The sequence below is a fragment of the Lelliottia amnigena genome (assembly GCF_019047465.1).
GTDB lineage: Bacteria > Pseudomonadota > Gammaproteobacteria > Enterobacterales > Enterobacteriaceae > Enterobacter > Enterobacter amnigenus.
The window spans coordinates 1349149-1372573 of record NZ_CP077236.1; the positions used below are offsets into that span (position 1 = coordinate 1349149).

Below are 23425 nucleotides of genomic sequence, written 5' to 3' on the forward strand. Positions count from 1 at the left end.
TCCTCCTACCTTATTTCTTCTTCGCTTTTTTATCAGCAGCATGGCCGCGATAAGTACGAGTCGGTGCGAATTCACCCAGTTTATGACCGACCATTTCGTCGGAAACAAAGACTGGAACGTGCTGACGACCATTATGGACAGCGATGGTCAAACCGATCATGTTAGGAAAGATCGTTGAACGACGGGACCAAGTGCGCAGGGGCTTCTTGTCTCCGCTTTCCACCGCTTTCTCTACCTTCTTCAGCAAGTGCAGGTCAATAAAAGGACCTTTCTTGAGAGAACGTGGCATGGCTTATCCTCTAAAATTATTTGCTACGGCGACGTACGATAAATTTATCAGTACGCTTGTTGCTGCGGGTCTTCTTACCTTTGGTCTGAACGCCCCATGGTGTTACAGGGTGCTTACCAAAGTTACGACCTTCACCACCACCATGTGGGTGGTCGACTGGGTTCATCGCAGTACCGCGAACGGTAGGGCGAATACCACGCCAGCGTGCAGCACCTGCTTTACCCAGAACGCGCAGCATATGCTCAGCATTGCCAACTTCGCCCAGAGTAGCGCGGCAGTCTGCTTCGACTTTACGCATTTCACCAGAACGCAAACGCAGGGTGACATAAGCACCATCACGAGCAACGATCTGAACGTAAGTACCAGCGGAACGTGCCAGCTGACCGCCTTTACCTGGTTTCATTTCTACGTTATGAACGGTAGAACCAACCGGGATATTGCGCATCGGCAGGGTGTTGCCTGCTTTGATTGCAGCATCAACGCCAGATTGAATCTGGTCGCCAGCTTTCAGGCCTTTAGGGGCCAGGATGTAACGGCGTTCGCCATCTTTGTACAGAACCAGCGCGATATTCGCGGAACGGTTCGGATCGTACTCAAGACGTTCAACAGTAGCTGGGATACCGTCTTTGTTGCGTTTGAAGTCAACAATACGATAAGCCTGCTTATGACCACCACCGATGTGACGCGTAGTGATGCGGCCATTGTTGTTACGACCACCGGATTTGCTGTTTTTTTCAACCAGCGGAGCAAAAGGCTTGCCCTTGTGCAGCTCAGGGTTGACCACTTTAACTACGTGGCGACGACCCGGAGATGTCGGTTTACATTTAACAACTGCCATTGTATTACTCCTCCGACTTACTCAGCGCCGCCAACGAAGTCCAGATTCTGGCCTTCCTTCAGGGTGACGTAAGCTTTTTTCCAGTCGCTACGACGACCGATACGCTGTCCGTGACGTTTAACTTTCCCTTTAACAACCAGGGTGTTAACGACTTCGACTTCGACTTCAAACAGTTTCTGCACAGCAGCTTTGATTTCTGCTTTGGTCGCGTCTTTAGCAACTTTGAGAACGATGGTATTGGTTTTTTCCATCGCAGCAGACGCTTTTTCAGAAACGTGCGGCGCACGAAGCACCTTCAGCAGACGTTCTTCACGAATCATGCCAGCATCTCCTCAACTTGCTTAACAGCATCAGCAGTCATTACGACTTTGTCGAAGGCGATCAGGCTAACCGGGTCGATACCAGTTGCATCGCGTACGTCAACTTTATGCAAGTTGCGCGCAGCTAAGAACAGGTTCTCGTCCAGCTCACCGGTGATGATCAGCACATCTTCCAGAGCCATGTCTTTCAGTTTCTGGGCCAGCAGCTTAGTTTTAGGCGCTTCTACAGAGAACGTTTCGACAACGATCAGACGATCCTGACGTACCAGTTCGGACAGAATGCTTTTCAGCGCGCCGCGGTACATCTTTTTGTTTACTTTTTGACTGTGGTCCTGTGGGCGAGCAGCGAAGGTCACGCCACCGGAACGCCAGATCGGGCTCTTAATAGAACCTGAACGCGCACGGCCGGTACCTTTCTGGCGCCACGGCTTTTTGCCGGAACCAGTTACTTCAGCACGAGTCTTCTGAGCACGAGTACCCTGACGAGCACCAGCTGCATAAGCAACAACAACCTGGTGAACCAGCGCTTCGTTGAAATCACGACCGAAGGTAGTTTCGGAAACAGTCAGCGCGCTCTGCGCGTCTTTCAATACTAATTCCATTGCTATCTCCTCACGCCTTCACAGCTGGTTTAACGATCAGGTTGCTACCGGTTGCACCCGGAACAGCACCCTTAACCAGCAGCAGGTTGCGCTCAGCGTCAACACGTACCACATCCAGGCTCTGGACAGTTACGCGTTCGTTGCCCATCTGACCTGCCATCTTCTTGCCTTTGAACACTTTGCCCGGAGTCTGGTTCTGACCGATAGAACCCGGAACGCGGTGAGACAAGGAGTTACCGTGCGTGGCATCCTGAGTACGGAAGTTCCAGCGCTTAACGGTACCAGCAAAACCTTTACCTTTAGAGGTACCGGTTACGTCAACTTTTTTAACTTCAGCAAACAGCTCAACGCTAATGTCCTGACCTACAGTGAACTCTTCGCCTTCAGCAAGACGGAATTCCCACAGACCACGGCCAGCTTCAACGCCAGCTTTAGCGAAGTGACCAGCTTCCGGCTTAGTTACACGACTTGCTTTTTTAGAGCCAGTGGTAACCTGAACTGCACGGTAGCCATCGTTAGCCAGGTCTTTAACCTGAGTAACGCGGTTTGCTTCAACTTCGATAACGGTTACTGGGATAGATACGCCATCTTCAGTGAAGATGCGGGTCATTCCCACTTTTTTACCGACTAAACCAATCATTGTTTCAACCTCTCAATCGCTCGATGACCTGATTAACCCAGGCTGATCTGCACGTCTACACCGGCAGCCAGGTCCAGACGCATCAGAGCATCAACGGTTTTTTCAGTTGGCTCAACGATGTCAACCAGACGCTTGTGAGTGCGAATTTCATACTGATCACGCGCGTCTTTGTTGACGTGTGGAGAGATCAGAATGGTAAAGCGCTCTTTGCGGGTCGGCAGCGGGATCGGACCACGGACTTGCGCACCAGTGCGCTTAGCAGTCTCGACGATTTCCGCGGTTGATTGATCGATTAGACGATGATCAAACGCTTTAAGGCGGATACGGATTCTTTGGTTCTGCATGAGACCAGAGCTCCAATTATTTTATAAGCGAAAATGATTACTACTCATACCCATTACGATTGATGGGTGAGTGTAACCGTTCTTACGTAGCCCCCCAATTGGGAGCATTGTTAGGTAACAAAAAACTGTTACCCAGGTTCAGATTGAACCAGCTGTCAATTACGACAAGCCCGCGCATTATACGCAAAATAGGACATAACGCAAGTGCAGTTTAGAAAACAACCTGGAAGCCCAGATTTACGAGCCTGTTCGCAATTCGCATGTCGTACTCAGAGGTTCAGTCGATCCGTTGGAATGCTCTACGCAAAAGCTGATTTTACTGTTTGTTTGAACGTACGCTAAGAAAGAAGATGTCGCAGCGATCACCTTAGAGATTTTAATCATGCTTGCTGCGTTTCCCTTTTTCGTTATCTATGCAATGTTGACCTACTTTCTCGTGCGTGAAGACACGCGTTCAGGTCTGTTACCGGATAAATATGTCTGCCCGCTTCTCTGGTCAGGACTTCTGTTTCATCTCATTAATGATCGTGCATTTCTGGCCAGTGCTGTTGGCGGGGCCATTGCAGGTTACATCGGCTTTGCGTGCTTATATTGGGGGTTTTATTTGATGTATAAACGCGAGGGGCTTGGCTATGGAGATGTAAAATATCTTGCTGCTTTGGGAGCATGGCACGGCTGGCTTGCATTGCCAGCGTTGGCGCTAGTAGCCGCGCTTCTTGGCGCGACATATGTGCTGATCCTGGTGCTTTTGAAACCTGGAATGCAGATACATAAAAACCCGCTACCGTTTGGACCTTTTATGGCGGCAGCAGGTTTATTAACGGGTTGGCAAAGTTTAATCACCCTTCCACTTTGATTTGAGACTGGAGATAATTTTGCAGACCAATTTTGCCAATCAGATCCAGCTCTGTCTCAAGCCAATCAATGTGGCCCTCTTCGTCTGCCAGGATCTTAATCATCATATCCCGGCTAACGTAGTCATGGACACTATCAGCATAGGCGATAGCTTCCCGGAGATCTTTTGCACCATCAAGCTCAAGCGTGAGATCTGAACGAAGCATCTCTTCCACGTCTTCACCGATGCCGAGTTTGCCAAGATCCTGCAGGTTAGGAATGCCTTCAAGAAAGAGAATACGCTCGATGTATTGATCAGCGTGTTTCATTTCGTCGATGGATTCATGATATTCAACATCGTTGAGGCGCGTCAGCCCCCAGTTCTTGAACATTCTTGCATGAAGAAAATACTGGTTTATCGCGACAAGCTCATTTCCCAATAATTTATTGAGATAACGTATGATTTTAACATCACCTTTCATTATATAGTCCCTCCGCTTCCACTTATTGAAGCGTAGATGGGGCTACAGGGATGTCAAAAAAAAGATACAGCCTTAAGCGATCTCTTTGTATTCCGGGATCTGCATCAATTCGTCCTGCATAATCTCACGTGCCGCGCGTACGCACTTACCGCATTGATTTCCTACCGGAACAAATTTACGAAGCTGTTGGAAAGATTGAGGATGAAACTGTCGAACGGCTTGACGTATTTTTTTGTCACTCACGCCATTACACAAACAAACGTACATAGAAACTCCCGTTCAATTTATGCACAAAGTGTAAGTGAGAATAATTATGATTTCAATAGCAGATACGTCTGGACAGACATTATCAGGAGGCAAAAAATGCGAAAAAATGTGACAAGTCATAAACCATAGATAGCAAAAAGGGCATCATCTGATGCCCTTTAAATACGCATTGCTTAAATGTTATCAGCGATTAGCTGATAACTTTAGCTACAACGCCAGCGCCTACAGTACGGCCGCCTTCACGGATTGCGAAACGCAGACCGTCATCCATCGCGATTGGGTGGATCAGGGTAACAACCATCTGAATGTTGTCGCCTGGCATTACCATCTCTACGCCTTCTGGCAGTTCGATGGTGCCGGTCACGTCAGTTGTACGGAAGTAGAACTGTGGACGGTAGCCTTTGAAGAACGGAGTATGACGGCCGCCTTCATCTTTGGACAGAATATAAACTTCAGATTCGAATTTGGTGTGCGGCTTGATTGAGCCTGGCTTAGCCAGTACCTGACCACGTTCGATTTCTTCACGTTTGATACCACGCAGCAGAACACCAACGTTCTCACCAGCACGGCCTTCGTCCAGCAGTTTGCGGAACATTTCAACGCCAGTACAGGTAGACTTAGCAGTCTCTTTGATACCAACGATTTCAACTTCTTCGCCAACTTTAACGATACCGCGCTCTACACGACCGGTTACAACAGTACCACGGCCGGAGATAGAGAATACGTCTTCGATTGGCAGCAGGAATGGCTTATCGATAGCACGTTCTGGTTCCGGGATGTAAGAATCCAGGTAGCCAGCCAGCTCAACGATTTTAGCTTCCCACTCTGCTTCGCCTTCCAGCGCTTTCAGAGCAGAACCACGGATGATTGGAGTGTCATCACCTGGGAAATCGTACTGAGACAGAAGTTCACGAACTTCCATTTCTACCAGTTCCAGCAGCTCTTCGTCATCAACCATGTCGCATTTGTTCAGGAACACGATGATGTAAGGAACGCCTACCTGACGACCCAGCAGGATGTGCTCACGCGTCTGTGGCATAGGGCCATCAGTTGCAGCAACAACCAGGATCGCGCCATCCATCTGAGCAGCACCGGTGATCATGTTTTTAACATAGTCGGCGTGGCCCGGGCAGTCTACGTGTGCGTAGTGGCGAGTCGGGGTGTCATATTCAACGTGGGAAGTGTTGATGGTGATACCACGAGCTTTTTCTTCTGGTGCGTTATCGATCTGGTCGAATGCACGCGCAGAACCACCGTAGGTTTTTGCCAGAACGGTAGTGATTGCAGCAGTCAGGGTAGTTTTACCGTGGTCAACGTGGCCGATAGTACCAACGTTAACGTGCGGTTTTGTACGTTCAAATTTTTCTTTAGACACGGCTATATTCCTTACTATAGTGCCCTCTCACCGAGAGGGCACGGGATTTTGGTTTTTAACCTATGGCTTATTTGCCACGGGCTTCGATTACGGCCTGAGCAACGTTGTTCGGCGCGTCATCATACTTCAGGAACTCCATGGAGTAAGAAGCACGACCTTTAGTCAGTGAGCGCAGCTGAGTTGCGTATCCGAACATTTCAGACAACGGTACTTCAGCATGAATCTGAACGCCAGTAGCGTTAGATTCCTGACCTTTCAGCTGGCCACGACGACGGCTAAGGTCACCGATAACGTCACCAGTGTTCTCTTCTGGAGTTTCTACTTCAACCTTCATGATTGGTTCAAGCAGAACTGGTTTCGCTTTCTTAAAGCCATCTTTGAAGGCAATAGAAGCGGCCAGTTTAAACGCCAGCTCGGAGGAGTCAACGTCGTGGTAAGAACCGAAGTGCAGACGCACGCCGAGATCTACTACTGGGTAACCCGCCAGAGGACCAGACTTCAGCTGTTCCTGAATACCTTTATCAACGGCAGGGATGTATTCACCAGGAATCACACCACCTTTGATGTCGTTGATGAACTCATAACCTTTCGGATTAGAGCCCGGCTCCAGTGGGTACATGTCGATAACAACATGACCAAACTGACCACGACCACCAGACTGCTTAGCGTGTTTACCTTCAACATCGGTAACTTTCGCACGAATCGCTTCGCGGTAAGCAACCTGAGGTTTACCCACGTTAGCTTCAACGTTGAATTCACGCTTCATACGGTCAACGATGATGTCGAGGTGCAGTTCACCCATACCAGCGATGATAGTCTGGTTAGATTCTTCATCAGTCCATACGCGGAATGATGGATCTTCTTTAGCCAGACGACCCAGAGCCAGACCCATTTTTTCCTGGTCAGCTTTGGTTTTTGGTTCTACAGCGATAGAAATTACCGGTTCAGGGAATTCCATACGCTCCAGAATGATCACGTGGTCCGGATCACAGATGGTGTCACCTGTGGTCACGTCTTTCAGGCCGATTGCCGCAGCAATGTCACCCGCACGAACTTCTTTGATCTCTTCACGCTTGTTAGCGTGCATCTGAACGATACGACCAAAGCGCTCACGTGCTGCTTTCACTGGGTTATATACAGTATCACCAGAGTTAACCACGCCAGAGTACACGCGGAAGAACGTCAGGTTACCCACGAATGGGTCGGTAGCGATTTTGAATGCCAGTGCAGCAAACGGCTCATCATCAGTAGCATGACGTTCAGCTGGAGTGTCTTTACCGTCGTCCAGCATACCGTTGATTGCTGGTACGTCAGTTGGTGCTGGCAGGTAATCAATTACCGCATCCAGCATTGCCTGAACACCTTTGTTCTTGAACGCAGAACCGCAAGTAACGAGAATGATCTCGTTGCTCAGTACGCGTGCACGCAGCGCGGTTTTGATTTCTTCTTCGGTCAGCTCTTCGCCGCCCAAATATTTATCCATCAGCTCGTCAGAAGCTTCAGCTGCGGATTCAACCAGGTTCTGGCGCCATTCGTTTGCCAGCTCAACCATGTCAGCAGGGATGTCTTCGTATTCGAAGGTCACGCCCTGATCGGCATCGTTCCAGTTGATGGCTTTCATTTTCACCAGGTCAACAACACCGGTGAAACCTTCTTCAGCACCAATCGCCAACTGAAGCGGAACAGCTGTCGCGCCCAGACGGGTTTTGATCTGACCAACAACTTTCAGGAAGTTTGCACCCATGCGGTCCATTTTGTTAACGAACGCAATGCGTGGAACTTTGTATTTGTTTGCCTGACGCCATACGGTTTCAGACTGTGGCTGAACACCACCAACTGCGCAGTAAACCATTACCGCACCATCGAGAACACGCATAGAACGTTCAACTTCGATAGTGAAGTCAACGTGGCCTGGGGTGTCGATGATATTTACGCGATGCGGTTCGTACTGCTTAGCCATACCTGACCAGAATGCAGTAGTCGCTGCGGAGGTGATAGTAATACCACGCTCCTGCTCCTGTTCCATCCAGTCCATGGTAGCTGCGCCGTCATGAACTTCACCGATTTTATGGTTTACACCGGTGTAGAACAGAATACGTTCGGTAGTAGTGGTTTTACCGGCGTCGATGTGCGCACTGATACCGATGTTACGGTAGCGTGCGATGGGTGTTGTACGAGCCATTTGATTCCTCGTTTATTTCTTTAGGCGTTCAATTAAGTAACCCAGAGCGGACAGCTTCTGGGAAGTGTCCGCCTGGTGACTATGACTCCGAAGGGATTACCAACGGTAGTGTGCGAACGCCTTGTTGGCTTCTGCCATACGGTGAACGTCTTCACGTTTCTTAACTGCAGTACCTTTGTTGTCTGCAGCGTCAGAAAGTTCGTTCGCCAGACGCAGAGCCATGGATTTATCACCGCGTTTACGAGCAGCTTCAACGATCCAACGCATTGCCAGGGCATTACGACGAACCGGACGAACTTCAACTGGAACCTGATAAGTAGAACCACCAACGCGGCGAGACTTAACTTCTACAGTCGGGCGCACGTTGTCGAGAGCGACTTCGAAAGCTTCCAGTGCATTTTTGTCAGAGCGTTGAGCCAGGGTCTCAAGCGCGCTGTATACGATTGCTTCTGCAGTAGATTTTTTACCATCTACCATCAGGATATTTACAAATTTTGCCAGCAGTTCTGATCCGAACTTAGGATCTGGAAGAATTTTACGCTGACCAATGACGCGACGACGTGGCATGGGAATACTCCGTTGTTAATTCAGGATTGTCCAAAACTCAAAGAGTTTATTTTGACATTAAGTTAAAACAGTTTGGCCTTACTTAACGGAGAACCATTAAGCCTTAGGACGTTTCACGCCATACTTGGAACGAGCCTGCTTACGGTCTTTAACGCCGGAACAGTCAAGTGCACCACGAACGGTGTGATAACGAACACCCGGAAGGTCTTTTACACGACCGCCACGGATCAGGATCACGGAGTGTTCCTGCAGGTTGTGACCTTCACCACCGATGTAGGAAGTCACTTCAAAACCGTTGGTCAAACGCACACGGCATACTTTACGCAGTGCGGAGTTTGGTTTCTTAGGAGTGGTGGTATATACACGGGTACATACACCACGTTTCTGCGGGCAGGCTTCCAGCGCAGGCACGTTGCTTTTTGCAACTTTGCGAGCGCGTGGTTTGCGTACCAGCTGGTTAACTGTTGCCATTAAATAGCTCCTGGTTTTAGCTTTTGCTTCGTAAACACGTAATAAATCGACCTCATACAATATGAGGACGCGAAATTCTAGGGCTACGCCGAAAAGGTGTCAAGAAATATACAGTGATCTCGGATCACCAACTCATTTGAGTCGAGTGCTTAATCGCGAGTTTGACGAAGTCAGTATAGCCAACAACGTCAATTTTGGTGGAAATTTGACCAACAAGACCGCGGGCATCAATGTCATCTTTCAGCGCTAAGACCTTTATGGGGGCATTATTGAGAATTTCAATGAAGCGCCCACCGTCAATGGCAGCAAAAACGCCGTCCTGGATCAGCAATAATTCATCGCCATCGCCCAGCATTCTTAGCAATCCTTCAATATCAGCTTGCCACGGTGAATGACGTAGAGTGTGAAGCATGACGACCTCAGAATGTCAGAACGACATGATAATGGGAGAGTTTTTCGCGCAGATCGTTCGGTGAAATCACGTCTGCATCCAGGACCAACGGGACATTTTCGTCAATCCCTCGCTCTTTTAACGATGCAGCGCACACCCAAAACGTGTCGATGTCATACAAAGGCAAGACCTTAAACGTCGAAATATAATCGCGCGCCAGTATCCGTTGCGGCTGTTGTCCGTTGAGAATCTGAAATACGCCGTCGCCGACAAAGAAAACACCAATATCTTCTGTCAGGGCAGAGGTCGCCAGAAGCGCATCAAGCCCTTCCCGACCCGCTGAGCTGCCGTGAGGAGCAGAAGTAAACACAAACGCAATGCGGTTCATCAGAATTGCACCATCCGATCGCATGTCAGCGCCGCCTGCGCCAATGCGCCCAGGCCGCTGAGCGTAAACCCAGGCTGCAGATTGGCGCCAGAAAGCCCCAAACGCTTAGCCTCGGTTTCGTCCACGACGCCACGACGCAGCGCCGCCGCCACACAGATGTGCAGCTCAACGCCCTGTTTTTCGTTAAGCGCCTGCCAGCCACGCACCAGATCATATTCATCAGAAGCAGGAGACGTTAACTGATTGGCATTGAAGACGCCTTCTCGATAGAAAAACACGCTGCTCAGCTCGTGCCCTTCAGCCAATACCGCTTGCGCAAACTGCAACGCGCTGCTGGCCTGCTGCGTGCCGTAAGCTGGCCCCGTCACCATTAAGGCAAAACGCATTACTTCTCTTGCCCCACAAAATCACCGCTTTTGAACTGACGAATGTAGAGATACACCGTGTGTTTGGAAATATTCAGTCGGTCGGCAACCTGGTTAATCGCATCTTTGATATCGAAAATGCCTTTCTCATAGAGGTTCAGCACGATTTGACGATTCTTGGCGTTGTTCGATACGTTGCGATCGGCATTCACCTCTTCAATGGTGAATTCCAGAGTCTGCGTGACAAGGTCTTCCACAGAGGAGGCAAAGTTAACGGAGGAGTTCACTTCCGGTGTTTCAGGTGGAATAAAAGTGCTCATGATTTGTGAGAACGGCACATCAAGGTTCATGTTGATGCACAGCAATCCAATCACCCGATGATCGCGATTACGGATGGCGATGGTCTCTGACTTCATCAGTACGCCGCTTTTGGCACGGGTGAAATAACATTTGGAGACGCTGCTATCGGCGCCGGTCATGTCGTGGAGCATACGCAGTGCAAGGTCGGTAATTGGCGATCCAATTTTGCGGCCAGTATGCTCACCATTGGCAATACGGATGGCGGAACATTTCAGATCTTGCAGGGAGTGCAATACGATTTCGCAGTGAGAGCCAATGAGCATCGCTAACCCGTCCACTACCGCTTCGTAGGATTTCAGAATATCGAAGTCAGTCTGATCGAAAGGACGTTGATCCAGCAAATCAAGTTCACTGGTTTCGTTGGTTAAAAGCGACCTGGACATGAAAAAAACACTCCTTTTCAGGAGCCTGTCGTTAGGTTGTCAGGGCAGGCTCATATTTACACGGACAACTAAATTAATACAGCGTAGGCAAGGCTTTCCAGTGTTTATTATATCTGGCCTGCAATAAAAAAACCGCCGCCTTGAAGGCGGCGGTTTTCAGCGTTTTACTTCTTCGCTGCGTCTGCAGCTTTATCATCTTCTGCAGCGGCAGGTTTAGCATCTGCCTTCGGTGCTGGTTTGATGTCCAGCAGCTCTACATCAAAGACCAGAGTGGAGTTAGCCGGAATACCCGGAACGCCGGTTTTGCCGTAAGCCAGATCCGGTGGAATAACCAGCTGGATTTTGCCGCCTTTCTTGATGTTTTTCAGGCCTTCAGTCCAACCTGGGATAACACCGTCAAGACGGAAGGACAGTGGCTCGCCGCGCGTGTAAGAGTTATCAAACTCTTTACCGTCGATCAGTGTACCTTTGTAGTTCACTACAACGGTGTCGCTGTCTTTTGGCGCATCGCCAGTACCGGCTTTCTCAACTTTGTAAAGCAGACCGGTAGAAGAGGTTTTCACACCTTTTTCTTTCGCAAAAGTATCGCGGTAGGCTTTGCCCTTCGCTTCGTTGTCTTTTGCGTCTTTTTCCATCTTGCCCTGAGCAGCACCCTTCACGCGAGCTTCGAAAGCTTGCAGAGTCTGTTCGATTTCCTGGTCAGACAGTTTGCTCTTATCTGCAAATGCATCCTGAACACCGGCGATCAGCTGATCTTTATCCAGTTTGATGCCCAGTTTTTCCTGCTCTTTGAGAGAGTTTTCCATGTAACGACCCAGAGAAGCGCCCAGCGCATAGGCTGATTTCTGGTCGTCATTTTTGAACGCAGCTTTGCTGTCTGCGCTTGCAGCAGGTTTCGCAGCAGTATCAGCAGCGAAAGACAGCGGCGCATTCAGTGCGACAGCCATAGTGGTCGCCAGCAGCGTTACTTTAAACAGTGATTTCATCCATTTCTCCAGGACCAGGGCCTCTCACCCCAGCGTTAAACGTAAATGAGAAGCGTACTATAGAACGTTGCGGAGGAAATCTATAGACAGACTCCCCCTATTATCGTCTCTTTTGAGACTATTTTTGTTTAAATTAGTTTCGTGCCAAAGGGATGGATACTGCACATTGGGACAAACTCGGGTAAAATTTGTCTTTGCTAACGCCCGGTGGCGCAGAACACACAACGAGGTCAATCATGCAAGATACATCTATGGAAGTGCGGCTGGCCGAGCTGGAAAGCCGTCTCGCTTTTCAGGAAGTAACTATCGACGAACTCAACCAGACCGTGACAGCTCATGAACTGGAAATGGCGAAACTTCGCGATCTGCTGCGTTTACTGACAGAGAAAGTGAAAGCGACACAATCGTCACATATGGCTTCACCGTCCGAAGAGACCCCACCGCCGCATTATTGAGGCTAACAACGCTGAGGCGTAAAAAAAGCGGGAATATTTCCCGCTTTTTTGTGCGTGCGATACAGCGAATACCGAAGTATTAGTGGCAGCCGCAACCGCCGTTACCGCCACAACCGCCTTTACCGTGCTCATGACCATGGTCATGATCGTGGCCGTGACCACCGCAGCAACCGTCATGGTCGTGATCGTGGTCGTGACCGTTCGCACCGTGAACGTGGCCATGAGCCAGTTCTTCTTCGGTTGCTTCACGGATCGCAATCACTTCAACGTTGAATTTCAGGTTCTGGCCAGCCAGCATGTGGTTACCGTCAACCACAACGTGCTCGTCTTCAACTTCGGTGATTTCAACCGGTACTGGACCCTGGTCAGTTTCAGCCAGGAAACGCATGCCAACCTGCAGCTCGTCAACGCCCATGAACACGTCTTTAGGAACGCGCTGAACCAGGTTGTCATCATACTGACCGTAAGCGTCGTTCGCGCCTACAGCAACGTCAAATTTATCGCCAACATCGTGGCCTTCCAGCGCGTTTTCCAGGCCGGAAATCAGGGAGCCGTGACCATGCAGGTAGTCCAGCGGCGCACTCACCGGAGACTCATCAACCAACACACCGTCTTCTGTACGTACCTGATAGGCCAGGCTGACCACCAGGTCTTTTGCTACTTTCATGATATCTCCTGAGCGTGGGAAAATTGCTGGCGCAGATTGTAGCGGAAATCTGCACCCGTGTACCCTTTAGCTTAAAAAAACTGAGGGCATATCGCTAGTCCGGATGAAAAATACCGATCACCTGCTCTTCTTTGCGAACATGCTCGCGCGCTTCTTTATCCGCCTCTCGCATCTGATGACCGCACTTAACACACTCAACAATATCAATATTATTTTCACGCCACATCGCCAGCGAATCTTGCGCCTGGCAGGACGGGCATTTTGCACCTGCAATAAAACGTTTACGAATTGCCATACTTTTGCCCCTATTCAAATTCATCCCAGCCGTCAAACTGCCGTCGCTCTTGCTGCATCTCCCGCTGGAAAATCTCTTCAAGCTCGCGCCGCGCTTCCCGTACGCGAGATATCTGCGCCGTGTCCGAATGCACGGGCATTAACTCCCGGAGCATACGCATATCGAGACGCCGAAAATGCATTTGTGCCCGTTGCGCCTGATGCGGATGCATACCCAGCGAAACCAGCGCTTTGCGCCCTAATTCAAGGGCACTGGAAAACGTCTCGCGTGAAAAATTGGTCACGCCCGCCTGCAACAATTCATGTGCCTCAACGCGTCCCCGCGCTCGCGCCAGAATATGCAGATGCGGGAAATGTTGCTGGCACAGTTCCACCAGCTTCATCGTATCTTCCGGCTCGTTACAGGTGATGATGATAGATTCCGCAGCCTCCGCGCCCGCAGAACGCAGCAACTCAAGCTGCGTGGCATCACCGTAATACACTTTATAGCCATATTTGCGCATCAGATTCACCGCGCTGATATCACGCTCAAGCACCGTAATACGCATCTTGTTCGCCATCAGCAGACGGCCAATGACCTGCCCAAAACGGCCAAAGCCCACCACGATCACCTGCGGTTTATCGTCTTCGACCCACGGCGCTTCGTCCTCGTCGTCAGGTTGATTGAAGCGGCGCGAAAGCAATTTATCGATAAGCTTCATCAGCAACGGCGTGGTCATCATCGACAGCGTCACCGTCACCAGCAGCAGCGCCATTTGATCATCCTGGAATAAACGCTGGGACGCTGCTGTGGAGAAGAGCACAAAAGCAAACTCGCCACCCTGGCTCAACACACCGGCAAACTGCATTCGCTCTGAACTGCGCAGGCCGTAGATCCGCGCCAGCGTGTAAAGCACACCTGTTTTCACAGCCACCAGCACCGCAACGCTGACCGCCACCCACAGCAGATGGGTATAAAGCACACCCAGATTCAGCGCCATACCCACGGAGATAAAGAACAACCCGAGCAGCAACCCTTTGAAAGGGTCAATCGCAATCTCCAGCTCGTGGCGGTACTCACTTTCGGCCAGCAGAATCCCGGCGATAAAGGTCCCAAGCGCCATCGACAGCCCCAGCGCATCCATAAACAACGCCGAACCTAACACCAGCAGCAGCGTCGCCGCGGTAAACACTTCGCGCACACCGGAGGCCGCAATAAAGCGGAATACCGGGCGCAGCAGATAGCGACCGCCAATTAGCATTCCCACAAAAGCCAGCACCTTCATGCCAACTTTCATCCAGTCAAAATGATCGTCACCCGAACCGGCGAGCAACGGCACCAGGGCTAATGCCGGGATAACCGCGAGATCCTGGAACAGCAGCACCGAGAAACCCAGTTGTCCTGATTCGTTGCGATTCATCCCTTTATCGCGCATCAGCTGCAACGCCATTGCCGTCGACGACATGGCAAGGCCAATCCCACCAATCACCGCCGCCTGCCATTTGAACTGCGTCAGCATCAGCAATCCACCGAGGATGACCGCGCTAAACAACACCTGCGCCGCACCCACGCCGAAAATCGATCGCCGCAATTGCCACAGCTTAGCGGGATTCAGCTCCAGCCCGATAATGAACATCAGGAAGACCACGCCAAGCTCCGAGAAGTGCAGGATCTCGTCTACATCGCTAATAAATCCAAGGCCCCACGGCCCGATAGCGATGCCCGCCAGCAAATACCCCAGCACCGCGCCGATGCCAAGCCGCGCGGCCAACGGCACCGCCACCACGGCGGCAAACAAAAACAGCACTCCGGCTAATAAAAGATCGGTACCTTCCATCAGTGACCTCCCGTCGGAATCGGGGAGGCCAGCCATTCACCGTAAGCTTTGGCGTGACTTGCCAGCGCCTGAGGTTGTTGGCGGCGCGCCCAGTAAACAATCATCGGGCTCATCCAGTGCATACGACACATCGCCGCCGTCAGTTCAAAAGGGCGCAAAATATCGCTCATGGGGTAGCGGTTCAGGCTGTCGTGGCGGTAAGCACTTTCTGGTTCACCGGTCGTAATGACACTCCGCCAGTACTTTCCCGCCAGTTGGTTCCCCCCAGGCCCGCTGGAAAACCCGCGGCTCAGCACCCGGTCCAGCCACTCTTTCAGCAACGCGGGGCAACTGTAGGTGTAAAGCGGATGCTGGAACACAATCACGTCATGCTGACGCAACAGCTCCTGCTCGCGAGGAATATCAATAAAAAAATCAGGATAGTGCGCGTAAAGGTCGTGCACCGTCACATTGCTCAGCTGTTGAGCCGGTTTAAGCAAAACCCGGTTTGCGACCGAGTCCTGGGATTCCGGATGGGCATACAACAGCAGCACTTTTGCTGTCTGAGACATCATTCCCCTCCCGGGTCGTCATCATTGCCATTTTCGGCTACCATGGCACACCCGCGCCATGCGCGGCATTATTCAGTCTGGCCCCTCACGCCTCATTGTTGAAAAAACAGCCTGGCGGGACAGATTTTTAACCTGATTATAATGACAACCTAACATAGTCGGAATACACGGCGCTCTATGATTGTTTTCTCCTCCTTACAAATTCGTCGCGGCGTACGCGTCCTGCTGGACAACGCTACTGCCACCATTAATCCTGGCCAAAAAGTCGGCCTGGTGGGCAAAAACGGCTGCGGCAAATCCACTCTGCTTTCGCTTCTGAAAAACGAAATGAGCGCCGATGCGGGCAGCTTTACCTATCCGGGCAACTGGCAACTGGCCTGGGTCAACCAGGAAACGCCTGCCCTGAGCGTACCGGCGCTTGAATACGTGATTGACGGCGACCGCGAATACCGCAAGCTGGAAGCCGAGCTGAACGCCGCCAACGAGCGTAACGACGGCCACGCCATCGCCACCGTTCACGGCAAGCTGGACGCCATCGACGCGTGGACTATTCGCTCTCGCGCCTCCAGCCTGCTACACGGCTTGGGCTTTAGCAACGAACAGCTCGAACGCCCCGTGAGTGACTTCTCCGGTGGCTGGCGTATGCGCCTGAACCTGGCGCAGGCGCTGGTGTGTCGTTCCGATTTGCTGCTGCTCGATGAACCAACGAACCACCTCGATCTCGATGCCGTTATCTGGCTGGAAAAATGGCTGAAAAGCTATCAGGGCACGCTGATTCTGATCTCCCATGACCGTGATTTTCTTGATCCGGTGGTGGATAAAATCATTCACATCGAACAAGAGTCGATGTTCGAATACACCGGCAACTACAGCTCTTTCGAGCGCCAGCGCGCCACGCGCCTGTCGCAGCAACAGTCGATGTACGAAAGCCAGCAGCAGCGCGTCGCGCATCTGCAAAGCTTTGTTGACCGTTTCAAAGCCAAAGCCTCCAAAGCCAAGCAGGCGCAGAGCCGCATTAAAATGCTGGAACGCATGGAGATGATCGCGCCTGCGCACGTCGACAACCCGTTCCACTTCAGCTTCCGCGCGCCTGAGAGCCTGCCCAATCCACTGTTAAAAATGGAAAAGGTCAGCGCGGGCTATGGCGATCGCATTATTCTGGATTCCATCAAGCTCAACCTGGTGCCGGGTTCTCGTATCGGTCTGCTCGGGCGTAACGGTGCCGGTAAGTCCACGTTGATTAAACTGCTGGCGGGCGAGCTTAATCCGGTCAGCGGTGATATCGGTCTGGCGAAGGGCATTAAGCTTGGCTACTTCGCGCAGCATCAGCTGGAGTTTTTACGCGCTGACGAATCCCCCATTCAGCATATGGCGCGCCTTGCTCCACAGGAAATGGAACAGAAGCTGCGTGATTATCTCGGCGGTTTTGGCTTCCAGGGCGATAAAGTCACCGAAATCACCGAGCGCTTCTCCGGCGGCGAAAAAGCCCGTCTGGTGCTGGCGCTGATCGTCTGGCAGCGTCCAAATCTGCTGCTGCTCGATGAACCTACCAACCACCTGGATCTTGACATGCGTCAGGCACTGACCGAAGCGCTCATCGAGTTTGAAGGCGCGCTGGTCGTCGTCTCGCACGATCGCCACCTGATCCGCTCCACCACTGACGATCTGTACCTGGTTCACGACGGTAAAGTTGAGCCATTCGATGGCGATCTGGAAGATTATCAGCAGTGGCTGACCGATGTGCAGAAGCAAGAAAATCAGCCCTCTGACGATGCGAAAGACAACGCCAACAGCGCCCAGTCGCGCAAAGATCAAAAGCGTCGCGAAGCAGAGCTGCGCACCCAAACGCAGCCGTTGCGTAAAGAGATCGCCCGTCTGGAAAAAGAGCTGGAAAAGCTTCACGCAACACTGGCTACCGTCGAAGAAAAACTGGGTGACAGCGGGTTGTACGATCAAAGCCGCAAAGCCGAGCTGACCGAGTGTTTGCAAATTCAGGCAAAAACCAAATCGGGTCTTGAGGATTGCGAAATGGCGTGGCTGGATGCACAGGAACAGCTGGAAGCAATGCTGCAAAGCGACTAACGCAACCGGAGGGTTATGAGTATCGACATCACCAGCGAAATCACTTTTCGCAAGCTAAGCATATTCATGACCTTTATGGAAAAGGGCAACATCGCACGCACCGCAGAAGCGCTTGGTCTTAGCGGGGTGAGCGTTCATCGCGCGCTGCACACGCTGGAAGAGAACGTGCGCTGCCCGCTGTTCACCCATAAGGGCCGTAATCTGATTGCGCTGCCCTCCGCGTGGACGCTGCTGGAATATTGCCAGGAAGTGATGCAGGTGATGGATCGCGGGCTGGACGAAGCGCGTAAAATCGCCGGTATCGGCCAGGGCCGTTTGCGCGTGGGCACGCTCTATTCGCTGACAATGGAAACCGTGCCGCGCCTGATTATGGGCATGAAGCTGCGCCGTCCGGATCTGGAAATGGATCTGACGATGGGTTCTAACGAAATGCTGCTGCATTTGCTGGATGAAGGCGCGCTGGACGCGATTCTGATCTCCATCTCCGAAAGCGATATCGATCGCAACAGCCTCGAAGTCTTGCCCCTGTTCCACGACGACATCTTCCTGGCCGCACCCGCGACAGCAAAACTGATCGGCAACGGCCTGGCCGACTTGCGCGACTATAAAGATCAGAAGTTTGTCTCGCTGGCGGAAGGCTTTGCAACTTACGCCGGCTTTCAGGAGGCGTTCCACATCGCCGGTTTTGAGCCGGAGATCGTGACGCGCGTTAACGACATTTTCTCGATGTTAAGTCTGGTGCAGGCGGGTGTCGGCTTTACGCTGATGCCGGGCAGAATGAAAAAGGTGTACGAGAATTCCGTGCAACTGCTCAAGCTGGCGCAGCCGTATCAAATGCAGCAGCTCATCGCCATTGTCTTCGCGCGCAACCGCGAGCAAGACCCCAGCCTGCGCGCGCTGGCCGCAGAGGGCCGAATGTACGCCCGCAGCCGGGAGCAAAACGCTACGCGCTAAGGCGTTGCGCCAGATGCACCGCCACATCAATGCCGCTGCGTTCCAGCGAAATCGATTCGCCTTCCCACGCAGCCTGTCGCGTAAGACAGGTCAACACGCCACCCGGCGGCATCTCAATCGCCAGTCGTGCCTCGCGTTCGTTGGCGGAAATCACCGCTTCCTGCCAGCGCACCGTCCGCGCCATGTTCATCGCCAGATCGTCGGCAATCTTTTCAGGCGTCCACAGCACGCGTCCGGTGCTGCCGCTGAGATACGCGCAGCGCGGGCGAGAGAGCCTTACGTTTTCAAATGCCGCTACCAGCTTTTGCGCAGGCGGAGCCAACAGTTCACAATGTGATGGCACGCTGACGGCCAGCCGGTGCGCTTTGCTCGCCCCTTTCTCCAGCGCGCGTTTCGCAACCTCCGCCATGGCGTCGTCAGAACCCGCAATCACAATCTGCGTTTCAGCATTCAGGTTAGCGATATAGGTTCCGCTCCCCTCAATAAGCTTTTCAACCTGCGGTAGCGTCAGCCCCATAATCGCCGTCAGGCCATAGCCGTGCGGATACGCCTTTTCCATTAGATCGCCGCGCAGCGCCACCAGCCTAAGCGCATCGGTAAACTCCAGCGCGCCGGCAATCACCACTGCCGGATACGCGCCGATGGACAAACCGCTCACGATATCGGGCGAAACGCCGCGACGCTGTACTTCACGCGCCCACGCCACGCCTGCGATAAGCAGCGCGAGCTGAACCGCGCGGGTGTGCTGCAAGGCGTCGGGTGAATCCAGTGAATCCACTTCTGCGCCCAGCACCTCTCGCGCCAGCGCCATTTCCGTTCCCGGCAGCGCTTTCAGCATGCCAGGATACTGCGTCCCCTGTCCCGGAAAGGTAAACAGAATTTTCATCATTCCTCCCTGTGCCATGGATCGGTCATCAGGCGCGGCCCATGACGTGTTTTCAGCAGCGCTTTACCGTCGCGCAGCCATTCGTTCAGCGCGAAGCCGCCAAGCGGCGTTTCCACCTGCGTATCGGCGCGACAAAGGGCACTGCTGAGCTGAGACTGCCAGCGTTCGAAAGCCGCCGGTGGCAAGGGCTGCGGCGCACGGATCAGCAGATCGAGATCGCTGTCGGCGTGGATAACCGGAATGCCGGTCGCCAGCGCGTAGCCCGTACTGCCGGTGATGCCCCACGTCCACGGCCACGACTGCTGCGCCAGTTGCAGCGCTACCTGAACCGGCGGCTGGGTAATAAAAGGTGAGCGCAGCAGATCGTTGAGCACGCAAAGATCGTCGGGAGAAACCACGCGCGCAATACGCTGAGCGTTCACCCATCCCGCCGCGCGCTGGTCGCGCTTCAGCCCACGTACGCCGACGGGAATTCGTCCTGCATCATCAACATCACGCCGCACCACCACAGGCAAACCGGTATGCCACACGCTATCCACCCAGGATTCGGTGATACCTTCCAGCGCGTCACGCGCGGTAAGCCAGATAAGATCGTGCGGGCGTAATGTTGCGGTCATGATTACATTCCTGAAGTCAGTGAGATAAACAGCGGCAGCGACAGGATACACAGGACCGAGCTTAACAGCAGCACCGCTTCTGCATCAGGAGACTGCACGCCAAAGCGGTTGCCGAAGACCACGCCAAAGAAACCGGCGGACAGGGCAATCATCAGAATCGCAGTAATAGCCACGGAACCGTGCAGACCGAAAATCAGCACGATACCCCAGGCAATTGCAGGCTGAATCAGCAGCTTGGTGATAGTGGCGCTAATCACCATGGTGTTGATCTGCAGCTTACGGGCAGACAAGATCACGCCCGTCAGGAACAGCGCGGCGGCCGTTGCGGCCAGACCCAGCGGTTTAATCGCGGCCAGCACCAGCTCCGGCATTTTGATGCCAATCGCAGACAAAATCACACCCAGCAGCGGCCCCATCACAATCGGTTTTTTAATTGAACGCCACATCAGCACGGGCAGCATCGACAGCGTTGAACCGGTGTTCGCGCCTTCGGCACGCGCTTTTTCACGTTCCAGAATCAGCAGGCAGAACGGCGTCATCAGTACGGAACCGCAGGCGATAGAGACCGCCACGGAGAGCGACGTCGCAGACCCTTCGCCCAGCACGCTGCCCAGAATCGGTAAACCCAATGCGGCGTAGTTCGGCAACGCAACCGTCAGCGTGAGCACCGCGGCATCCTGCGGGGATTTTTTGAAGACGCCGGTGGCGAGGAAATAGATGCCCGCGTAGGTCACCCACATCGCCAGCGTCAGCACCACAATTAGCGGCGACTGGGCCACAATGCCGGCCCACGGCGTTTGTACCGTCGCACTGAACAGCGCGGCGGGCAGCGCAAAATCCATGACGAAAATATTGAGCAGGGAAACATTTTTGTTATCGACCATCTTTGCCTTACCGGCCCAGAATCCCAGCAACATGATGATGAAAATCGGTGCAAGAGCATGAACAATTACGTAAGTCATAAATCACCTGTAGTAAAAAAGTTTTAGCACTGGCGCGATGATTATTATTTTCAGAATGCACGCTCCCGCACGGGCGCAATCGCTACGCCCGCGGGGAAATGCCTCTGGCAGGTCTCTTTTTTCTACTTACCAGCTTGCTCGCATGCGCTCACGAACAAGAGCAGAGCTGCGGCGATTGTCAGCACCCAAACGGCTTTTTAGCGTGGTGTCCTGACGTGCGTCGTTGATGGCCTGTTGCAGGGTGGATTTCACCAGCGCCACATCGCTTTCCGATGGCGCATCCGGGTTGCTGATATCCAGCAAGTTTTCAAGCAGCCCCAGCGTGGCGTAATTGCTGATGTCGTATGCCATTGGCGGAATGGTGGCCGCCAGTTTTTCCAGCGCCTCGACGGTGCGCAGAGTGATCCGCGCGGCGGACTCTTTGCCCATCGCATGGATCAGCACGCCTTTGTCGTTGAAAGCAATCAGACGGTTAGCCTGATAGCCGTGCGCCAGAAACGCGCCCGACATCGCTTTGCCGACGATCAATCCAATGACCGGGTGACCGGCCAGACGCGCGTTGGCATAGGCCGCAGCCGCACCGGCCAGCGCCTGGTGGATCCCAAACGCCTCTTCGCGACGGCCATACGCCTGGCTTGGCACATCAATCACCGCCACAATCGGGCGCTTCACATCGTTATCCGCATCGGCGGCAACGGTTTCGCTGACCACTTTCGCCAACGTCCAGCCTTCCATCAGACCCACTTCACCCAGCGCAGCACGCGGGAAATGGTTATGGACATCCGGCACCACGGAAATAAAACGTACCGCTTCGCCGTTGATGTCAGCGTCTGCCGCCTGCACGGACGGGCACAGGCCTGACAGACGTTTGGCATGAGGCGCGAGCGTTTGCAGCCATAATTCGCCGCGGCTGATTGTATTAGTCATCATTTCACCTCCCGGGCAAAAAGCGCATGGATCTGTTCGGTATCCGCCTGTTTGCGGGTGTCAAAATTCGACAGACGCGCGAGATAGTCGTCGTAGTTATCGGTGCGATGTTTCGCCGGAACGCCTTTCGCAAGCGCGTCGTTCATCGCCTGTTTCACCGCGTTCACCCCGTCGCCCACCAGCGCATCCACCAGACCACTCTGGTAGCGAATTTCGCCGCCGGTCATGCTCCAGATAAACGGACGATCGCGGGAGTCGTACTCTTCAATCCCGGCTTCCTGCTCAATAACCTGCGGGCCATTCAGGCCGAGACGCGCTTCCCGGGTCACGATCAGATAGCTGCACAGCGCCGCCGCGATAGACATCCCGCCGAAGCAGCCGACGGTTCCCGCGACAATGCCGACAACCGGCGTGTAGCGACGTAAATCGACAATGGCCGCGTGGATATCGGCAATCGCCGCCAGGCCAAGGTTGGCTTCCTGTAAACGCACGCCGCCGGTTTCAAGGCTTAATACTGCCTGCGTCGGAATGCCGTTGCGGTTATCTTCCGCCGCCAGCTCCAGCGCTGCCGCCATTTTGGCACCGGACACTTCGCCCATGCTGCCGCCCTGGAATGCGCCTTCAATCGCCACAACCACTGCTGGTTTGCCGTTAATGGTGCCTTTCGCAACCACCATGCCGTCATCCGCCTGCGGGACTATGCCCTGCGCGGCCAGCCACGGAGAGGTGATGCCTTCAAACGGGTCCAGCAGTTCGCGGTAGCTGCCGTCGTCCAGCAGCGCATGCGCGCGCTGACGCGCTTTTAATTCGATAAAACTGCGATCGTCACGCATAGCTCACCTCTTCAAAAACCTGTTCGATACGGATGCGCGCCACGCCGGGTGTGGCGCCAAAATCGTGGATCGTCAGCGTCCCGGCAGGCAGGCTGCTCACAGTTTGCAGACGGTTGAACAGCGCCTCCCAGCGGCTGCGGCTGTTATCGACAGATGTGGTGATTTCGATGGTTAACGTCTGGCTCTGGTCGGCGGTGAACAACACCTCCATATCCCCGGAGCCGACAACTCCTGCCAGCGCCCTGCCGCTCACTACGCGGCTGGCCGGCACGGTCAATGTAATTTTTTCCATAACA

The 23425-nt window shown here is 53.1% G+C and carries 31 protein-coding genes; 4 read left to right on the plus strand and 27 right to left on the minus strand.

The window, feature by feature from the left end; genetic code table 11:
* Positions 1 to 10 precede the first annotated feature (10 nt).
* Genes rpsS through rpsJ form a run of 6 tightly spaced genes read right to left on the minus strand, consistent with a single transcriptional unit; the run spans position 11 to position 3033 of the window.
* On the minus strand, positions 11 to 289 hold the full coding sequence (gene rpsS / locus I6L74_RS06420; RefSeq protein ID WP_001138115.1) for a 30S ribosomal protein S19: 279 nt from the start codon (positions 287 to 289) through the stop codon (positions 11 to 13).
* 16 nt (positions 290 to 305) lie between these two features.
* On the minus strand, positions 306 to 1127 hold the full coding sequence (gene rplB / locus I6L74_RS06425) for a 50S ribosomal protein L2 (RefSeq protein WP_015960715.1): 822 nt from the start codon (positions 1125 to 1127) through the stop codon (positions 306 to 308).
* Between the two features lie 17 nt (positions 1128 to 1144).
* Positions 1145 to 1447, minus strand: a complete 303-nt coding sequence (gene rplW / locus I6L74_RS06430) for a 50S ribosomal protein L23 (RefSeq protein ID WP_004868363.1) — start codon at positions 1445 to 1447, stop codon at positions 1145 to 1147.
* Positions 1444 to 2049 (minus strand): 50S ribosomal protein L4, encoded by a 606-nt coding sequence (rplD, locus tag I6L74_RS06435; RefSeq protein ID WP_015960716.1) that lies wholly within the window; start codon positions 2047 to 2049, stop codon positions 1444 to 1446. Before rplD ends, rplW begins: the two co-directional genes overlap by 4 nt.
* Positions 2050 to 2059: 10 nt before the next feature.
* Complete coding sequence (rplC, locus tag I6L74_RS06440) at positions 2060 to 2689, minus strand: 50S ribosomal protein L3 (RefSeq protein ID WP_015960717.1); 630 nt, start codon at positions 2687 to 2689, stop codon at positions 2060 to 2062.
* Positions 2690 to 2721: 32 nt separating this feature from the next.
* Positions 2722 to 3033 carry a 30S ribosomal protein S10 gene (rpsJ, locus tag I6L74_RS06445; protein ID WP_009639175.1) on the minus strand — a complete coding sequence of 104 codons (312 nt, stop codon included), beginning with the start codon at positions 3031 to 3033 and terminating at the stop codon, positions 2722 to 2724.
* 382 nt (positions 3034 to 3415) lie between these two features.
* On the opposite strand from rpsJ, the gene I6L74_RS06450 reads away from it, so the two are divergent.
* Complete coding sequence (locus I6L74_RS06450; protein ID WP_059180780.1) at positions 3416 to 3889, plus strand: prepilin peptidase; 474 nt, start codon at positions 3416 to 3418, stop codon at positions 3887 to 3889.
* Here the strand turns inward: I6L74_RS06450 and bfr are convergent.
* From bfr to fkpA, 11 genes are all read right to left on the minus strand, one after another.
* Positions 3873 to 4349 carry a bacterioferritin gene (gene bfr / locus I6L74_RS06455; RefSeq protein WP_059180779.1) on the minus strand — a complete coding sequence of 159 codons (477 nt, stop codon included), beginning with the start codon at positions 4347 to 4349 and terminating at the stop codon, positions 3873 to 3875. The two genes, I6L74_RS06450 and bfr, sit on opposite strands and share 17 nt — an antisense overlap.
* Before the next feature lie 72 nt (positions 4350 to 4421).
* Complete coding sequence (bfd, locus tag I6L74_RS06460) at positions 4422 to 4616, minus strand: bacterioferritin-associated ferredoxin (RefSeq protein ID WP_059180778.1); 195 nt, start codon at positions 4614 to 4616, stop codon at positions 4422 to 4424.
* Between the two features lie 190 nt (positions 4617 to 4806).
* Positions 4807 to 5991 carry an elongation factor Tu gene (tuf, locus tag I6L74_RS06465; protein WP_096759551.1) on the minus strand — a complete coding sequence of 395 codons (1185 nt, stop codon included), beginning with the start codon at positions 5989 to 5991 and terminating at the stop codon, positions 4807 to 4809.
* A 67-nt stretch (positions 5992 to 6058) separates the two neighbouring features.
* Entirely contained in the window at positions 6059 to 8173 is a 2115-nt protein-coding gene (fusA, locus tag I6L74_RS06470) for an elongation factor G (protein ID WP_059180245.1), read from the minus strand.
* A 96-nt stretch (positions 8174 to 8269) separates the two neighbouring features.
* Positions 8270 to 8740, minus strand: coding sequence for a 30S ribosomal protein S7 (rpsG, locus tag I6L74_RS06475; protein WP_015960721.1), 471 nt, complete (start codon positions 8738 to 8740; stop codon positions 8270 to 8272).
* 96 nt (positions 8741 to 8836) lie between these two features.
* Complete coding sequence (gene rpsL, locus I6L74_RS06480) at positions 8837 to 9211, minus strand: 30S ribosomal protein S12 (RefSeq protein ID WP_000246815.1); 375 nt, start codon at positions 9209 to 9211, stop codon at positions 8837 to 8839.
* 124 nt (positions 9212 to 9335) lie between these two features.
* Entirely contained in the window at positions 9336 to 9623 is a 288-nt protein-coding gene (tusB, locus tag I6L74_RS06485; RefSeq protein ID WP_059180246.1) for a sulfurtransferase complex subunit TusB, read from the minus strand.
* Positions 9624 to 9630: 7 nt separating this feature from the next.
* The gene (gene tusC / locus I6L74_RS06490; protein ID WP_059180247.1) at positions 9631 to 9990 is read right to left on the minus strand and encodes a sulfurtransferase complex subunit TusC; all 360 of its coding nucleotides are present in this window, start codon (positions 9988 to 9990) and stop codon (positions 9631 to 9633) included.
* Entirely contained in the window at positions 9990 to 10376 is a 387-nt protein-coding gene (gene tusD, locus I6L74_RS06495) for a sulfurtransferase complex subunit TusD (protein ID WP_059180248.1), read from the minus strand. The genes tusC and tusD overlap by 1 nt, the downstream gene beginning before the upstream one ends.
* On the minus strand, positions 10376 to 11098 hold the full coding sequence (locus I6L74_RS06500; RefSeq protein WP_059180249.1) for a helix-turn-helix transcriptional regulator: 723 nt from the start codon (positions 11096 to 11098) through the stop codon (positions 10376 to 10378). The genes tusD and I6L74_RS06500 overlap by 1 nt, the downstream gene beginning before the upstream one ends.
* A gap of 164 nt (positions 11099 to 11262) precedes the next feature.
* Positions 11263 to 12084 (minus strand): FKBP-type peptidyl-prolyl cis-trans isomerase, encoded by an 822-nt coding sequence (gene fkpA, locus I6L74_RS06505; RefSeq protein WP_015960726.1) that lies wholly within the window; start codon positions 12082 to 12084, stop codon positions 11263 to 11265.
* Between the two features lie 236 nt (positions 12085 to 12320).
* Here fkpA and I6L74_RS06510 point away from each other — a divergent pair, with 236 nt between their 5' ends.
* Positions 12321 to 12539, plus strand: coding sequence for a protein SlyX (locus I6L74_RS06510; RefSeq protein ID WP_059180250.1), 219 nt, complete (start codon positions 12321 to 12323; stop codon positions 12537 to 12539).
* Positions 12540 to 12618: 79 nt separating this feature from the next.
* On the opposite strand, the gene slyD is transcribed toward I6L74_RS06510, so the two are convergent.
* The 4 genes from slyD to kefG all read right to left on the minus strand — a co-directional run bounded on the left by slyD (position 12619) and on the right by kefG (position 15871).
* A complete protein-coding gene (gene slyD / locus I6L74_RS06515; protein ID WP_059180251.1) occupies positions 12619 to 13206 on the minus strand; it encodes a peptidylprolyl isomerase in 588 nt (195 codons plus the stop codon).
* Positions 13207 to 13300: 94 nt separating this feature from the next.
* The gene (locus tag I6L74_RS06520; protein ID WP_005121675.1) at positions 13301 to 13501 is read right to left on the minus strand and encodes a YheV family putative zinc ribbon protein; all 201 of its coding nucleotides are present in this window, start codon (positions 13499 to 13501) and stop codon (positions 13301 to 13303) included.
* 10 nt (positions 13502 to 13511) lie between these two features.
* On the minus strand, positions 13512 to 15317 hold the full coding sequence (kefB, locus tag I6L74_RS06525) for a glutathione-regulated potassium-efflux system protein KefB (RefSeq protein ID WP_059180252.1): 1806 nt from the start codon (positions 15315 to 15317) through the stop codon (positions 13512 to 13514).
* Positions 15317 to 15871 (minus strand): glutathione-regulated potassium-efflux system ancillary protein KefG, encoded by a 555-nt coding sequence (gene kefG / locus I6L74_RS06530; protein WP_071818778.1) that lies wholly within the window; start codon positions 15869 to 15871, stop codon positions 15317 to 15319. Before kefG ends, kefB begins: the two co-directional genes overlap by 1 nt.
* A 174-nt stretch (positions 15872 to 16045) precedes the next feature.
* On the opposite strand from kefG, the gene I6L74_RS06535 reads away from it, so the two are divergent.
* Positions 16046 to 17950: an ABC transporter ATP-binding protein gene (locus I6L74_RS06535; RefSeq protein ID WP_059180253.1), complete on the plus strand. Its 1905-nt coding sequence runs from the start codon at positions 16046 to 16048 to the stop codon at positions 17948 to 17950.
* Positions 17951 to 17965: 15 nt separating this feature from the next.
* On the plus strand, positions 17966 to 18904 hold the full coding sequence (locus I6L74_RS06540; protein WP_059180254.1) for a LysR family transcriptional regulator: 939 nt from the start codon (positions 17966 to 17968) through the stop codon (positions 18902 to 18904).
* Here I6L74_RS06540 and mdcH read toward each other — a convergent pair.
* From mdcH to mdcC, 6 genes are all read right to left on the minus strand, one after another.
* Positions 18894 to 19790 (minus strand): malonate decarboxylase subunit epsilon, encoded by an 897-nt coding sequence (gene mdcH / locus I6L74_RS06545; RefSeq protein ID WP_059180255.1) that lies wholly within the window; start codon positions 19788 to 19790, stop codon positions 18894 to 18896. The two genes, I6L74_RS06540 and mdcH, sit on opposite strands and share 11 nt — an antisense overlap.
* Positions 19790 to 20407, minus strand: coding sequence for a malonate decarboxylase holo-ACP synthase (locus I6L74_RS06550; RefSeq protein WP_059180256.1), 618 nt, complete (start codon positions 20405 to 20407; stop codon positions 19790 to 19792). The genes mdcH and I6L74_RS06550 overlap by 1 nt, the downstream gene beginning before the upstream one ends.
* A gap of 2 nt (positions 20408 to 20409) precedes the next feature.
* The gene (locus tag I6L74_RS06555) at positions 20410 to 21369 is read right to left on the minus strand and encodes an AEC family transporter (RefSeq protein WP_059180257.1); all 960 of its coding nucleotides are present in this window, start codon (positions 21367 to 21369) and stop codon (positions 20410 to 20412) included.
* Between the two features lie 126 nt (positions 21370 to 21495).
* On the minus strand, positions 21496 to 22296 hold the full coding sequence (mdcE, locus tag I6L74_RS06560) for a biotin-independent malonate decarboxylase subunit gamma (RefSeq protein ID WP_059180404.1): 801 nt from the start codon (positions 22294 to 22296) through the stop codon (positions 21496 to 21498).
* The gene (locus I6L74_RS06565; protein ID WP_059180258.1) at positions 22296 to 23129 is read right to left on the minus strand and encodes a biotin-independent malonate decarboxylase subunit beta; all 834 of its coding nucleotides are present in this window, start codon (positions 23127 to 23129) and stop codon (positions 22296 to 22298) included. Before I6L74_RS06565 ends, mdcE begins: the two co-directional genes overlap by 1 nt.
* The gene (gene mdcC / locus I6L74_RS06570; RefSeq protein ID WP_059180259.1) at positions 23122 to 23421 is read right to left on the minus strand and encodes a malonate decarboxylase acyl carrier protein; all 300 of its coding nucleotides are present in this window, start codon (positions 23419 to 23421) and stop codon (positions 23122 to 23124) included. The genes I6L74_RS06565 and mdcC overlap by 8 nt, the downstream gene beginning before the upstream one ends.
* Between the last annotated feature and the right edge of the window lie 4 nt (positions 23422 to 23425).